The 12,728-nt window shown below is 65.8% G+C and carries 13 protein-coding genes; 4 read left to right on the plus strand and 9 right to left on the minus strand.

Features of this window, described 5'->3' with window-relative positions; translation table 11 throughout:
• Positions 1–252 precede the first annotated feature (252 nt).
• The 4 genes from BN1132_RS08890 to BN1132_RS08900 all read right to left on the minus strand — a co-directional run bounded on the left by BN1132_RS08890 (position 253) and on the right by BN1132_RS08900 (position 3,868).
• On the minus strand, positions 253–972 hold the full coding sequence (locus BN1132_RS08890) for a hypothetical protein (RefSeq protein WP_042076917.1): 720 nt from the start codon (positions 970–972) through the stop codon (positions 253–255).
• A gap of 112 nt (positions 973–1,084) precedes the next feature.
• Positions 1,085–2,719: an ATP-dependent endonuclease gene (locus BN1132_RS08895; RefSeq protein ID WP_042076919.1), complete on the minus strand. Its 1,635-nt coding sequence runs from the start codon at positions 2,717–2,719 to the stop codon at positions 1,085–1,087.
• Between the two features lie 76 nt (positions 2,720–2,795).
• A complete protein-coding gene (locus tag BN1132_RS20360) occupies positions 2,796–2,918 on the minus strand; it encodes a hypothetical protein (RefSeq protein ID WP_267893005.1) in 123 nt (40 codons plus the stop codon).
• Positions 2,919–2,980: 62 nt separating this feature from the next.
• The gene (locus BN1132_RS08900; RefSeq protein ID WP_042076976.1) at positions 2,981–3,868 is read right to left on the minus strand and encodes a helix-turn-helix domain-containing protein; all 888 of its coding nucleotides are present in this window, start codon (positions 3,866–3,868) and stop codon (positions 2,981–2,983) included.
• Between the two features lie 181 nt (positions 3,869–4,049).
• Between BN1132_RS08900 and BN1132_RS08905 the strand changes: the two genes are divergently transcribed.
• Both BN1132_RS08905 and BN1132_RS08910 read left to right on the plus strand, forming a co-directional pair.
• Entirely contained in the window at positions 4,050–4,967 is a 918-nt protein-coding gene (locus tag BN1132_RS08905; RefSeq protein WP_042076921.1) for a DMT family transporter, read from the plus strand.
• Between the two features lie 52 nt (positions 4,968–5,019).
• A complete protein-coding gene (locus tag BN1132_RS08910) occupies positions 5,020–5,883 on the plus strand; it encodes a LysR family transcriptional regulator (protein WP_042076922.1) in 864 nt (287 codons plus the stop codon).
• Between the two features lie 54 nt (positions 5,884–5,937).
• Here the strand turns inward: BN1132_RS08910 and BN1132_RS08915 are convergent, their stop codons facing one another.
• The 4 genes from BN1132_RS08915 to BN1132_RS08930 form a co-directional block, all read right to left on the minus strand.
• Positions 5,938–6,717 (minus strand): TSUP family transporter, encoded by a 780-nt coding sequence (locus tag BN1132_RS08915; protein WP_042076923.1) that lies wholly within the window; start codon positions 6,715–6,717, stop codon positions 5,938–5,940.
• A 250-nt stretch (positions 6,718–6,967) separates the two neighbouring features.
• Positions 6,968–7,717: a tRNA-uridine aminocarboxypropyltransferase gene (locus BN1132_RS08920; RefSeq protein WP_042076925.1), complete on the minus strand. Its 750-nt coding sequence runs from the start codon at positions 7,715–7,717 to the stop codon at positions 6,968–6,970.
• A gap of 151 nt (positions 7,718–7,868) precedes the next feature.
• On the minus strand, positions 7,869–8,858 hold the full coding sequence (locus tag BN1132_RS08925; RefSeq protein ID WP_042076926.1) for a D-alanine--D-alanine ligase: 990 nt from the start codon (positions 8,856–8,858) through the stop codon (positions 7,869–7,871).
• A gap of 250 nt (positions 8,859–9,108) precedes the next feature.
• Positions 9,109–9,717 (minus strand): 2OG-Fe(II) oxygenase, encoded by a 609-nt coding sequence (locus tag BN1132_RS08930; RefSeq protein ID WP_042076928.1) that lies wholly within the window; start codon positions 9,715–9,717, stop codon positions 9,109–9,111.
• 207 nt (positions 9,718–9,924) lie between these two features.
• Between BN1132_RS08930 and BN1132_RS08935 the strand changes: the two genes are divergently transcribed.
• Together BN1132_RS08935 and BN1132_RS08940 are read left to right on the plus strand one after the other, a co-directional pair.
• The gene (locus BN1132_RS08935) at positions 9,925–10,401 is read left to right on the plus strand and encodes a glutathione peroxidase (protein WP_042076929.1); all 477 of its coding nucleotides are present in this window, start codon (positions 9,925–9,927) and stop codon (positions 10,399–10,401) included.
• A 278-nt stretch (positions 10,402–10,679) separates the two neighbouring features.
• Positions 10,680–12,074, plus strand: a complete 1,395-nt coding sequence (locus BN1132_RS08940; RefSeq protein ID WP_042076930.1) for a DEAD/DEAH box helicase — start codon at positions 10,680–10,682, stop codon at positions 12,072–12,074.
• A gap of 100 nt (positions 12,075–12,174) precedes the next feature.
• Here BN1132_RS08940 and BN1132_RS08945 read toward each other — a convergent pair whose 3' ends face one another.
• Positions 12,175–12,663, minus strand: a complete 489-nt coding sequence (locus BN1132_RS08945) for a GNAT family N-acetyltransferase (protein ID WP_042076931.1) — start codon at positions 12,661–12,663, stop codon at positions 12,175–12,177.
• Between the last annotated feature and the right edge of the window lie 65 nt (positions 12,664–12,728).

A 12,728-nucleotide genomic window follows, 5' to 3' on the forward strand; every position in this document is an offset into this window, starting at 1 on the left:
CTGCTCCACCCCGCGTCCGAGGTCGCCCATAATAGGCGCCAACGTTGAGATTGCAAGTAATTATCCTAAAAAAAGTTTATTCGAGGATTAAACCGTCACATGCTGTTTTCTTTTGCAACAGATCGCGGTTTTTTCAGGCAGCCCGCCATTTTCCGGGCCTCAGTACCCTCCCCTCCACGCTCCCTGTCTGGCGCCTCTTTGCCATAAAAAAAGCCCGCACCCCGGGGTGCGGGCCGCGCGACGGCACCAGGCTCAGGCCAGCTGGTGCAGCACGCTGGTCGCCGCAATCTGGGCGATGATGAGACCGCACAGGGTCACGGAGAGCACCACGGGGGCCGTCTCCTGCTGGCGGTAAAGGGGGCTGAACCAGAGCAGCAGGGCGGCCACCAGCAGGCCGGCCTGGGTCAGGACCCCGGGGATCAGGGCGTCGAGCCCCTCGCCGCTCCCCTGCCAGCCCACCAGCACCGCCAGCCAGATGAGGCTCAGCATGGCCGCCACCAGCCCCGCCAGGGGCAGCAGCAGGTTGAAGGCCTGCAGGCGATGGCGGGCCCGCAGCAGCATCAGGTGGGCAAAGGCCGATCCCAGCAGCACCATCTGCAGCAGGCCGCCGAGCCAGCCCTGGATCTGCAGCAGGCCCGCCCCATAGAGGGCGAGCGGCAGGGCGGGCAGCCACAGCAGGGTGGCGGGGATGGCGCGCTTGCCCTCCAGGCGGGACTGAGCCAGGGAGAGCACGACGCCGAGGATCAGGGCGGCGGCGCCGCTCCAGATCAGCCAGCCCTCGATGCCGGCTTCGATCGCCAGCATCAGGGAGAGCCCGGTGATCACCCAGACCGAGAAGATCTGGGTGGTGATCCGCGAACGCTGGCCCGGGCAGAGATCGCCGCGCCACAGGACGAGGCCGACGGCGATCAGGGCCCCCAGGGCCATCAGACCGGTCAGGGGAAAGAGCCAAAAAGGAAGTTGGACGAACATAGGGTCTCCGGCAACAGTGTGAGTCCGGGCGCCGGCGCGCCCGTCATAAGACAAGGAATGACAAGAGGCGGGGAGTATAGCCAAACTCCTCCCCGTTCCCAACGCCGCGGGTTCAGCTTTGCCCGCGAGCCAGGGCGACCACCCGGGCGAACATCTGCCTGAGCACGGGGGGGATGTGCTCGCTGCCGAGGCGCTCCGCCTCCTCCACCACCGCCAGGGCCATGCCGGGCTTGCTGCGGTGGTGGATGGCCTTGGCGATGATGCGTCCGGCGTTCAGGGTGGAGCGGCCCCCCACCCCGGCCTCGCGCCGAAACACCCCCTCGAACCCGTTGTGATAGAGGTAGTGCTCTATGTCCGCCGCCGGCAGCTGGGTCAGTCGGTCCCGTTCGCGCTCCCCCTTGAGCAGGGAGCGGGCGGAGCTCGCATACTTGGCACCCGCCTCGTCACCGTCGGTGAGCAGGTGCCACTCTATGCCAAAGTCCCGGGCCACCTTGATGAGGGGGGCCTGACCGCACTGGGCGAACTCGATGATCCGCACCCCTTCCGCCCGCAGGCTGTAGCCGCAGATCTGGGCGAGCTCGGAGAGCAGCCAGATCTCGGTCTCCCCCTCCACCAGCAGCCAGCAGCGGGCGAACATCGACATGGGCCTGTTGATGCGCACGTGGAAGGCTATCTTGCGCAGATCGTCGCTGCTGTAGCGCTCCCCTCCCAGCTGGTGGCAGAGGATGTCCTGCTGGCGGCGCACCAGGCGGCGCACCTGATTGAGCGGCAGGGAGGAGAGCAGGTCCCCCGAATTGGTGGTGAGCAGCTTCTGGCCGGGCAACTGCTCCAGCAGCCCCCAGGCCAGGGCCAGCATGGTGGGATGCAGCCGGCTCTCGGGGTCTTCCAGCATCAGTATGGGCCTGGCCCCCTCCTCCAGCTCCCGGTTGCCCCGGGCGTGGAGCAGCATGGCCGCCATGCCCGCCATGGCCAGCTGCAGCGCCCGGTTGTCCGCATTGCGCAGCAGCACCTGCAGGTTGCCGGGGTTGCGCAGGGTCATGGGGCGGTTGACGATTTCCCGCTGGCTGCGGGGCTTGTGCTTGATGGGGGCCAGGGCGCTGAAGTAGTGCTCCATCAGCTGTTGCACCGCCTGCAGCGCCTCCTTGAGCTCGGGCTCGCCGATGCGCTGGGGCTCGTCGGTGAGTTTGCCGGCCAGTTCCCCCAGCCGCTGCTCGCAGAGATCCCCCCAGGGCAGCCGCTCGATGCCGTCCCGGGCGGTACGGGCGTCCCGCAGCCGGAACACCGGGTTCATGGTGATGAGCAGGCGCACCAGCGCCTCGTTGTTGTCGATGGCCAGACTCTTGCCGATGCCGTCGAGAAAGTCGTGGGTGGTCAGCACTGTGCCATCGTCCTGCAGCTCGGCGCTGGCGCGGTAGTGCACCCGGTGGAACTTGTCCTTGTGGGGGATCCAGGCTGCCCCGAGGCGGGCCAGACGACGGGAGTGCTGGCACATCTGGGGGCGGTACTCGCTGAAGGTGAGCACCAGTTGCAAGTTGCGCGAGGGTTCGAGCTCGGGATCTTCGGGCCGATGGAAATCATCCAGCCCAAATTGATAGGGCTCGGCATCCCCCAGCAGGCACCAGAGGGCGCGCAGCAGACTGGACTTGCCCCAGGCGTTTTCGCCGATGAGCACTGTGGTGTTGTCCAGCCCGAGCGAGAGGCGATTTATTCCGCGAAAACCTTTGACTTCAATGCGTTCCAGAAACATGCGGCCATATCCAGTCCATCCTGATGGCGCAATAGTGGCAAAGTTGCCGGAAAAATCCTACCGGGTTGCGGCGTTTTCAGCGGGAACTGTGAGGAACGAGAGGTTCGGGCGGTGTGGGCAGGCTGGCGCGATCCTGGGGGGCATTCCAGTGGCTGAACCAGAGATGGCGGGTGCGGGTCTGACGTTTGCGATGATTCAATGGGCATTCCTTTCAATGGACAAGAGACAGAGGGTACACCTCTTTTGCCCAGAGTCTCAGCGTTATCTGTGACAGGAGAATGACAGCTGGGCGCGCCACTGGCCCGGGCTCAGGCCGAAGGCCTCCCGGAAACGGTTGCCGAAGTGGGCCTGGGAGGAGAAGCCGCACTGGGCGGCGATGCTGGCCAGGGGCTCGCTTCCCGCCAGCAACTGCTTGGCCCGCTTGAGCCGCAGCCCCAGCAGATAGCGGTGGGGCGGGCAGCCCAGGCTCTGGCCGAACATCCGGGCGAAGTGGTATTCGCTCAGGCCCGCCTCCCGGGCGAGCTCCCCCAGGGTCACCGGCTCGGCCAGATGCGCCATCAGATACTCCTGCACCCGGCGCACCACGGCGGGCGCGAGACCACCCCGCACCTCGGGCAGGGTCGGGGCCTCCCGGGTGTGGTGGCGATAGGCGTGCAACATCAGCATCCAGGCGCCGTGGGAGAGCGCCATGCGATCGATGCCGTGCTGCCAGTCCAGCTGCATCAGCTGCCCCTGCACCAGGGCCGCCGCCTGGGGATCCTCGATGAAGGTCTTGTCTTCCAGTTGCAGGTGGCGCCCCTCCTTGTCGCACACCTGCTCGGCGATGCGGGTGAAGTGGGCCGGGGTGAAGTAGAGGTGGAAGAAGCGAAACTCCTCGCGCACCAGCCACTCGGATCTGTGGTGATCCGGCATGATGCACACCTTGCCGGCGCCGCCGTGGCCGCCGGGCCCGTCCAGGCGCTCGGTCTGCTCACCCCCCTGCAGGTAGACGCTGATGGTGTGATGACCCGGCTTGTGGTAACGGGTCTGATCGTAGCGGTTGCGCCAGCTCGCCACCCCGAGCCCGGGCTCCAGCCAGCAGGAGTCCTCCAGCCTGGCCCCGGTGCTGACCAGGGCATCAAAGACCCCCGCCTGTCTCATCTGCGGCATGGCATGCTGCACCCTTGCGTCCCTCTCTGGCACTGTCCGTCTCCCCTTTCTGTCGCCATCTTATCGCGCCTCATGGCCAAAGGCTGCGCCCCCGTGGAAAAAACCGCAAGATGGTGCAATCCGGCGCCCCGCCTCCCGGTTCATGCTGATCCCACGTCATTCCTCTCGAAGCGGTCACACCATGAATCTGATGCTCTATGTTTCCACCGTCCTCATCTGGGGTAGCACCTGGATTGCCATCGCCTGGCAGCTCGGCCCCATCCCCATTGAGGTCTCGGTGCTCTATCGTTTCGCCCTGGCGGCCCTGGCGCTGTTCGCCCTGCTCACCCTCGGCGGCAGGTTCCCGCGCCTGCCCTGGACGGGCCAGCGTTACGCGGCCCTGCTCGGCGCGTTGCTCTTTTCCACCAACTTCCTCTGCTTCTACCACGCCACCCTCTATATCCCGAGCGGCCTGTCGGCGGTGATCTTCGCCAGCGCCAGCATCTTCAACGGCCTCAACCTCTGGCTGTTCGAGGGCAAGCGGCCCACCCTGCGTTGGCTGCAAGGGTCGCTGCTGGGGCTCTTTGGCACCCTGCTGCTGTTCTGGCCTGTGCTGGCGGATGCGCAACTGGGTGCAAACGGCTGGAAGGGCTTGCTGTTTGCCTGCGGCGGCACCCTCTGCTTCTCCCTGGGCAACCTGGTCTCGGCCCGGGGCCAGCGCCAGGGCTATCACGTATTGCAGATGGTGCCCTGGGGCATGGTGTACGGGGTCGCGCTGCTGCTGGGCTGGGTCACGGTACTCGGCCAGTCCCTCACCCTGCCCACAGACCCCCGCTACCTCGCGTCCATGGTCTATCTGGCCATCTTCGGCTCCGTCATCGCCTTCACCGCCTACCTCACCCTGGTGGGACGCATCGGCGCCAGCAAGGCGGCCTACGCCACTGTGCTCTTCCCCCTGGTGGCCCTCACCCTCTCCACCTTCTATGAGGGCTTCGTCTGGCAGACGGTCTCCATCGTCGGCGTGGTGGTGAGCCTCATCGGCAACCTGGTGATCTTCGCGCCCCCCGTCAAGGCGTGGCGCTGGCCGTTATCGAGGGCTGCAAACGGTACTTGCCCCTGATGGTACCAGCCCCTAAGGTAACGGCTTTCAACAGACGAGAACGGGAAGACGCATGTTACTGGAAGGGCTGGAGACACTCTGCCTGCTGGCGAGCGAGGGCACCATGGCCAAGGTTGCAAGCCGCCTCTATATCAGTCAGTCGGCGGTCAGCAAGCGCATCGCCCAGCTGGAGCAGCGCCTCGGCAAGAAGCTCATCGAGCCCGATGGCCGTCATATCCGCCTCACCCCCCAGGCCCGTGAACTGCTCGCCCGGGTAGCCCCGAGCCTCGCCGAGATGAAGGGGGTGCTGGCGGACAGCCAGATCCTCACCGACCATACCTCCTTGCCCGTCGCCTGCTCCGAGACCCTGCTGGCGGGCTACCTCGCCCGCTTTATGCACGACTACCTGCAGCAGGATCCTCACATCGCGCTCTCCACCCACCATACCCCTGTCATCCTGGCCCGGGTCCGCGGCGGGGACGCCCTGCTCGGCATCTGCGCCGGTCGGCTGCCGCCGGGCCACGGCCTGTGCGCCGAGCGGCTGCTGGAGGAGCCCTTCTATCTGGTGGGCGATGATCAGGGGGAGGCCACGCCTGGGGATCAGGAGGAGGAGCGCAGGATACTGACCATGGATCTGGAGAACCCCTCCAACCGCTACCTGCGCGAGCCCCTGGCCGCCCTCGGGCTCACCCCCGCCATGGAGCTCGACTCCTACCTGGCGCTGATCGAGCTGGCCAAGGCGGGGATAGGGCCCGTGCTGCTGCCCGCCGGCCTGCTGGCCCTGGTGGGCGAGCAGGGCAAGAGAGCCCGTCCCCTGCCAGGGCTGGGCCGCCCGCTCCACCTGGTCTATCGCCCGAACAGCCTCAAGCGCGATCGCATTGCCCGCCTGGTGCAGGCCCTGCAAGCCCATTTCCGGCACCTGAGTTCCCAGGGCTGAAAACAGGAGGGCCCGATCCAGGGGATCGGGCCCTCGCCATCTTTGGTGCCAGGATCAGCCCAGCCAGGCAAAGAGTTCGGGGTACTGGCTCCACACCAGCTTGGCGGACATCAGCAGGGAGACGGTCACCAGCAGCGGCTTGATGAGCTTCACCCCTTTCTTGAGCACCAGCTTGGAGCCCATGCGTGCCCCGATGAACTGCCCCAGCGCCATGCACAGGCCCACGCTCCACACCACCTTGCCCCCCAGGGTGAAGAACAGCAGAGAGGCGATGTTGGAGGTGAAGTTCAGCAACTTGGTGTGGGCGGTGGCCCTGGCCATGCCAAAGCCCGCCAGGGCCACGAAGCCGATGGCAAAAAACGACCCCGTGCCCGGCCCGAAGAAGCCGTCATAGAAGCCCACACCCCCGCCCACCAGCAGGGCGAACGCCATGGGGGTGAGGCGGCGCTGGCTCTCCGCATCGCTCACCCTGGGGGAGAAGTAGAAGTAGCAGGCGAAGGCCATCAGCAGGAAGGGCAGCAGCCGCTCCAGAATGGCGGCGTCTATGGTCTGCACCGCCAGTGTGCCGATGGCCGCCCCGATGAAGGTGCAGATGACGGCGGGCCAGATGATGGCCCACTCCAGGAGCCCCTTGCGGGCATAGAACCAGGTGGCGGAGAAGGAGCCGAAACTGCTCTGCAGCTTGTTGGTGCCGAGCACCAGGGCCGGCGGCATGCCGGTGGCCAGCAGGGCCGGCACCGTCAAGAGCCCCCCGCCCCCGGCGATGGCGTCGATAAAGCCGGCGATGAGGGCCACCCCGAACAGGGCGACCAGGGTGAACAGTTCCAGTTCCATCCATAGACCTCGTGTGATTGGCGGCCCCGGTGCTGCCTGGAGCCTGAATGAGTCAGCAGGACGCTATCCTAGCGGCCACGGGCACATGAGGCCAACGAAACAGTGGCAGCCAATCGATTCCTTATTTTCATCAATCAAGCGCAAGAGGCTGCCTGCTCCTTGATGGCCTCGAGCCCCTTCAGCAGCGGGCTTTCATCCTCACCGGGAGCACGGCTTACCCGGCCCGCCATATAGCGGCGGCTGAAGAGGATTAATCCAGAGCGCGGCTCTGGGCTTTGATGGCCTCCAGCCCCTCCAGCAGGGGCGCTTCATCCGCACCGGGTGCACGGCTTACCCGGCCCGCCATATAGCGGCGGCTGAAGAGATTGAACCAGAGCTGCAGCGCCTGGCCCGCCCGCAACTCCCCGGCCACCTCCAGCACGCAGGCGGCCACCTCGGCGGTGCACAGGTGCTCGTCGCTGTGGGCGACCCGCATGCCGTAGGTGGAGAGCGCATCGGGCTTGATGGCGAGCACCGGAAAGCCGTCCAGATAGGGGCTCTTGTTGAACATCTTGCGCGCCTCGGGCCAGGTGCCATCCAGCAGGATGAACAGCGGCTTCTTACCCGGCGCCAGCGCCACCTCGCCGGTCAGACGGGCGGGCGCCTTCTCGCTGGCGGGAAACACCACGTAGGGCTGCCAGGCGGGATCCGCCAGCAGGGCCAGCAGCTCGGGATGGGGCTGGGTCCGCGACCAGAGAAAGGCCCAAGTGGAGTCCGGCAGCACGTCGGCGATGAGGCGCCCGGTGTTGGAGGGCTTCATGGGCTCGCTGTCATACATCAAGAGGCAAAAGCCCGCCTCGGCCTTGAGCGCGGGGCGCCAGTCACAGGCACACCAGTCGTGGCGCAGCTGGCAGGCGTCGCAGCGCGGCACGCTGCCACCACGGGCGAGAAAGGGCCTGGTCGAGACGCTCTTGCGCCACAGGCGCAGGCGATTGACGGCGTGATCGGGAATGGGCTTCATGGGGCGCGGCTCTGGGGATGCACTCGGCGGGAGAAAAGGGGGCAGATTGTAGCGGGGGGCGCACTCTGCGGCAAGGCGCGCAACCATCGGCTGACCAGGGGATATGACAGAGGGGCCCTTGGGCCCCTCAGGTTGCACGGCTGCAGCTGCGTCAGAGCGCCTTGCGCAGGATCCGCTCCAGGTAGTCGGCGAAGTTATGACCGTGATGCTCCAGCAGTTTCGGGAACATGGAGATGGAGGTCATGCCCGGGAAGGTGTTGATCTCGTTGAGCAAAATCTCCCCCTCTTCGGTCAGGAAGAAGTCGATGCGCGACAGGTGGGTCAACTTGAGTTGACGGAACGCCTTGAGGGCGTACTCGTGGATGGCATCGGCCTGGGCCTGGGTCAGCCCCTCGGCCCGCAGCGCGGTCTCGGTGTGGCTGGCGCTGCTGTACTTCTCTTCGTAGGTGTAGAACTTGTCCTGGGGCACGCAGATCTCCCCGGGATAGGTCGCCACCAGCTCGTCACCGTACTGGTAGACCGCCACTTCCAGTTCGCGGGGCTTGACCGCCTTCTCGATCAGTACCTGCTCGGAATAGCCGAAGGCATCGGCAATCCCCTTCACCAGATCGGCCTCGTTGCTGGCGGAGTAGCAGCCCACGGAGGAGCCCTGGGACGCCGCCTTGATAAAGACCTTGCCCCACTTGGCCAGTGCGGCTTTCGCCTGCGCCAGCGCCGCGTCGTTCTGCTCGGTCAGGAACAGATAGGGGGTGTTGGGGATGCCGATGGCGGAGAGCCACAGCTTGGTGGTGATCTTGTTGAAGCAGATCTTGCTCGCCTCGGCGTCGCAGCCGAGATAGGGCAGGCCCGCCAGCTCCAGGAAGGATTGCAGATCGCCGGTCTCGCCCGGATAGCCGTGGATGCAGGGCACCACGTAGTCCACCGGACGGGCCACGCTGTCAAAGGAGAGCAGCTTGTCCAGCCCCAGCTTGCACTCACGGCCGTCGGCGCTGAGCCAGCGGTCGGCAAACATCTCGACCCGGGTCACTTCGACGCCGGGCAGGAGCCCGAGCTGTTTTTCGAGGAAATTGGCGCTGCGCAGCGAGACTTCGTGCTCGGAGCCACCGCCACCGCACAGCAGCAAGACATGCATGTTCTTCATTAGATGTGATCCCTTGGGAGAAGCGGCTTCGTCATCACCCTGTCAAAAACCAACCGAAGAGCCTGTTCGCCCCCGCCGGCGAGTACCGGTCGAAGGGCGAGCATGTTCCATCACAGGACGAAGCCGGAAACGAACATAAGTGCGGGCAGTGTAGCAAGGGAGGGGAAGCCTTGTCAGCCGATGGGACCGCCCTCCCCCCATCCAGACCCGTAAAAGTGCCCGCCTGTGTCAGAAACTGGGTGAAATGCGCTCAGCGCGGCGGATCGACCCGCCCGCCACCATTGCCGTTGACCCGAAACCAGCCGGCGATGCTGTAGCGCTCCTCGCTTGCGGGCAGCACCTCATGGGGGAACTCCTCCGACAAGAACAACACTAGGCGCCCACCTTTGGGGGAGACGTCCATCAGGAACTGCTCGTTGTCGTCATAGACCCGCAATATTCCCCCCGCCTCTGGCTGCCAGCCGTTGTTCAGGTAAAACACCGAGGTGAGGCGGCGGTTGGAGCGCCCGGCGAAGGCATCGCGATGGGTGGCGTAGAAGTCGCCACGCCGGTAGCGGGCGAAGTGGGCCTCGTAGTCGAACAGCCCCAGCATCAGGCTGCGGTTGGCGGCCAGGCGCAGGGACTCCATGCGCGCCAGATAGTCGGCCACCGGCGCGCCGAGGGAAGGGTCCAGCCAGTGGATCTGATCCCGGCGGATGTCTCGGTTGTCCTGGTGCAGGGTGGCGCGACCGATCCCCGCCGGTTGCCACTCATGGGGCAGGCAGGCCTTGAGGGCATCCACCTCGGCGGCGGTTAAAAAATCGTCCACTATCACCCAGCCCCGGGTGTAGATGGCATCCATGACGGCTTGATAGTCCAAGATAGGCTCGCAGCGAGGAGAGAGAGTGCGCTTTGTAGCGACTTCGGGGCCCTTGCACAAACCGGTTTGCTTCTCCTGAGAAGTCCCGCCATCAATAGGAGGCGGCCTGCCACAGCCCCTTTCCCCTTGCTCACCGGCGCCCGGCCCGCTAACGTGCAGAGATCGCCCTCTGGGGCGCCTTGCCCATCATCTTTCCAGGAGAGTGCCATGTCCCTGCCCCCTATTCCCCTGCAACGACTCGACGGCATGCCCTGCTCCACCGCGGATCTGCAGGGGCGGGTCCTGCTGGTGGTCAACGTGGCCAGCCGCTGCGGCTTCACCCCCCAGTACACCGGGCTCGAGGCCCTCTATCGCCGGTTCGGCCCCCGGGGCTTCGAGATCCTGGGCTTCCCCTGCGATCAGTTCGGCCACCAGGAGCCCGGCGATGCCGAGGAGATCGCCCGCTTCTGCTCCCTCGACTATCCGGTCAGCTTCCCCCTGATGGCGAAATGCGAGGTCAACGGCGCCCAGGCCCACCCCTTCTATCGCTGGCTCAAGCAGCAAAAGCCGGGGCTCCTCGGGAGCGAGGCCATCAAGTGGAACTTCACCAAGTTCCTCATCGATCGGGAAGGCCGGGTGGTGGACAGATTCGCCCCCCAGACCAGGCCGGAGGCGCTGACCCAGGCCATCGAGGCGCAGCTCTGACAAGGCTTGCGACGACGCGAGCCCGGTGCTCCCTTCGCGGCGCCCCTCCTTCTGTTTGCCAGGATGGCGGCGGCCGTCACCGTGGGGCTGCGCCCATTCGCGACACGGCTGCTGCGTGATCGCCTCGCGTCTGCTATATTACGCGCCCACTGTCTCTCGTGCGGTCGCCCCGCCGGGCTCAGGCCCTGCCTCGATGGCGACCCACCCTATTTTCCATGTCGTGACGGACCAAGGCTGCCGTCACCCGTTGAGCCCAAGGCTCGGAGTGTCCCTCGAACATGTCATTCAATGAACTGGGTCTGTCACCGCACATCCTGCGGGCCGTCAAGGAGCTGGGTTACGAACAACCCACCCCCATCCAGCAGCAAGCCATTCCCGCCATCCTGGCCGGGCAGGACGTGCTGGGCGGCGCCCAGACAGGCACGGGCAAGACGGCCGGTTTCACCCTGCCCATGCTCCATCGGCTGCTGGCCAACCATGGCCGGGGCGGTCGCCGTCAGGTGCGAGCCCTGGTGCTGACCCCGACCCGGGAGCTGGCCGCCCAGGTGGGCGAGAGCATCATCAAATACGCCCACCACCTGCCGTTTCGCACCCTGATCGCCTACGGCGGCGTCAGCATCAAGCCGAACCTGGACGCCATCAAGCTCGGGGTCGACATCCTGGTGGCTACCCCGGGCCGCCTGCTGGATCTGCTGACCCAGGGAGCCTTGACCCTGAGCGCCCTGGAAGTGCTGGTACTGGACGAAGCGGACAGAATGCTCGACATGGGCTTCATCACCGACATCCGCCGCATCATGAAGGCGCTGCCTGACGAGCGCCAGACCCTGCTCTTCTCCGCCACCTTCTCGGATGACATCAAGGCCCTGGCGGACGATCTGCTCAAGGATCCCACCCTCATCGAGGTGGATCCCAGCAACACCGCCGCCGAGCAGGTGACCCAGCGCATCATCCAGGTCGATCGGGAACGCCGCCGGGAGATGCTCTCCCACATGATCGGCCGTGGCAACTGGCAGCGGGTGCTGGTGTTCGTGCGCACCAAGCAGATCGCCGACAGGCTCGCCCAGCAGATGCAGAAAGACGGTCTGGATACGGTCGCCATTCACGGTGACAAGAGCCAGGGGGCTCGCAATCGGGCGCTGGCGGATTTCCGTGAGGGCAAGGTGCGGGTGCTGGTCGCCACCGACATCGCCGCACGGGGTCTGGACATCGATCAGCTGCCCCACGTGATCAACTTCGAACTGCCCCAGATGGCGGAGGATTACATCCACCGCATCGGTCGCACCGGCCGCGCCGGGCGTGGCGGCGAGGCCATCTCCCTGGTGAGCCAGGACGAGCTGGGTCAGCTCAAGGAGATCGAGGCACTGATCGGCCAATCACTGCAGGTGGAGACCCTGGAAGGGTACGAGCCGAGCGGCAAGCCGAGCCGTCAGACCCTGCCGGGCAGCAAGCCGGTCCAAAACCCGCCCCGCGCCCGTGGCCATGCCAACGCCAAGGGTGGCAAGGGCAAAACCGCCGGCCAGGCCAGGGGGGATGGCGCCAAGAAACCGGCCCAGTCTGCGCAAAACAAGTCCCGCAAGCGGGAAGTGGTGGGCGAGGACATCGGTTTTGCCCCCCTGCGCCGCCTGCCCAAGGCCCAGCGCGGCGACTATCAGGACAACTCCAGCGAGGAGTAAGCCAGTGTGCCGACGCCATCATGAAAAAACCGCCTCCGGGCGGTTTTTTTACTGGATCTGAGCATCCCTTCTCGGAGTCTCTTTCCGTCTCATCCGGTGTTCACTCAATGGGCTTATCGCCCGGGACCGATCCGGCAGCCATGGCCTCGGCCTGCTTGATGACAAACCCTCTCTCGATACCGGCCTTGAAGCCCAGCTTTTCATAGAGGCGGTGGGCCCCTTCGCGCCCCTCCCCCGAGAGCAGCATCACCTTGTAGCAATCCAGCGCCCAGGCCAGGGAGAGGGCCTGCTCAAGCACCCTCTGGCTCAACCCCTGGCGCCGGAACACAGAGGCAGTGACCACGTGCTCTATGATGCCAAAGGGCCTGCCGCCGTTGGTCAGGGTCGGGATCACCCCGAGCTGGCAGGTGGCGGCGAGCTCACCGCCCACCTCCGCCACGATGATCCGCACCTCGGGCCTGGCCAGCAGGCGCGTGAGCGCCTCCCTCGCCATGGAGGGCCTCATCACGGGATCCCGGGGTCTGAGCTCGGCATAGAGGCTGAGCAAGCCCGCCAGATCCTGCTCCTTGCACTCTCTGATCACCACCATGGCACACCTCCTGATCTGCCACTCACCCTCAGGCGGGTCATGAATGACGCCAGCATGTGATGTAC

The organism is Aeromonas sanarellii, assembly GCF_000820085.1.
Taxonomy (GTDB): Bacteria; Pseudomonadota; Gammaproteobacteria; order Enterobacterales; family Aeromonadaceae; genus Aeromonas; species Aeromonas sanarellii.

Coding starts and splice junctions, on each gene's coding strand:
- BN1132_RS08890 (WP_042076917.1), bottom strand. CDS start 972: ATGTTCGTCCAACTTCCTTTTTGGCTCTTTCCCCTGACCGGTCTGATG.
- BN1132_RS08910 (WP_042076922.1), top strand. CDS start 5,020: ATGTTACTGGAAGGGCTGGAGACACTCTGCCTGCTGGCGAGCGAGGGC.
- BN1132_RS08935 (WP_042076929.1), top strand. CDS start 9,925: ATGTCCCTGCCCCCTATTCCCCTGCAACGACTCGACGGCATGCCCTGC.
- BN1132_RS08920 (WP_042076925.1), bottom strand. CDS start 7,717: ATGAAGCCCATTCCCGATCACGCCGTCAATCGCCTGCGCCTGTGGCGC.
- BN1132_RS08900 (WP_042076976.1), bottom strand. CDS start 3,868: ATGCCGCAGATGAGACAGGCGGGGGTCTTTGATGCCCTGGTCAGCACC.
- BN1132_RS08905 (WP_042076921.1), top strand. CDS start 4,050: ATGAATCTGATGCTCTATGTTTCCACCGTCCTCATCTGGGGTAGCACC.
- BN1132_RS08940 (WP_042076930.1), top strand. CDS start 10,680: ATGTCATTCAATGAACTGGGTCTGTCACCGCACATCCTGCGGGCCGTC.
- BN1132_RS08925 (WP_042076926.1), bottom strand. CDS start 8,858: ATGAAGAACATGCATGTCTTGCTGCTGTGCGGTGGCGGTGGCTCCGAG.
- BN1132_RS08915 (WP_042076923.1), bottom strand. CDS start 6,717: ATGGAACTGGAACTGTTCACCCTGGTCGCCCTGTTCGGGGTGGCCCTC.
- BN1132_RS08895 (WP_042076919.1), bottom strand. CDS start 2,719: ATGTTTCTGGAACGCATTGAAGTCAAAGGTTTTCGCGGAATAAATCGC.
- BN1132_RS08945 (WP_042076931.1), bottom strand. CDS start 12,663: ATGGTGGTGATCAGAGAGTGCAAGGAGCAGGATCTGGCGGGCTTGCTC.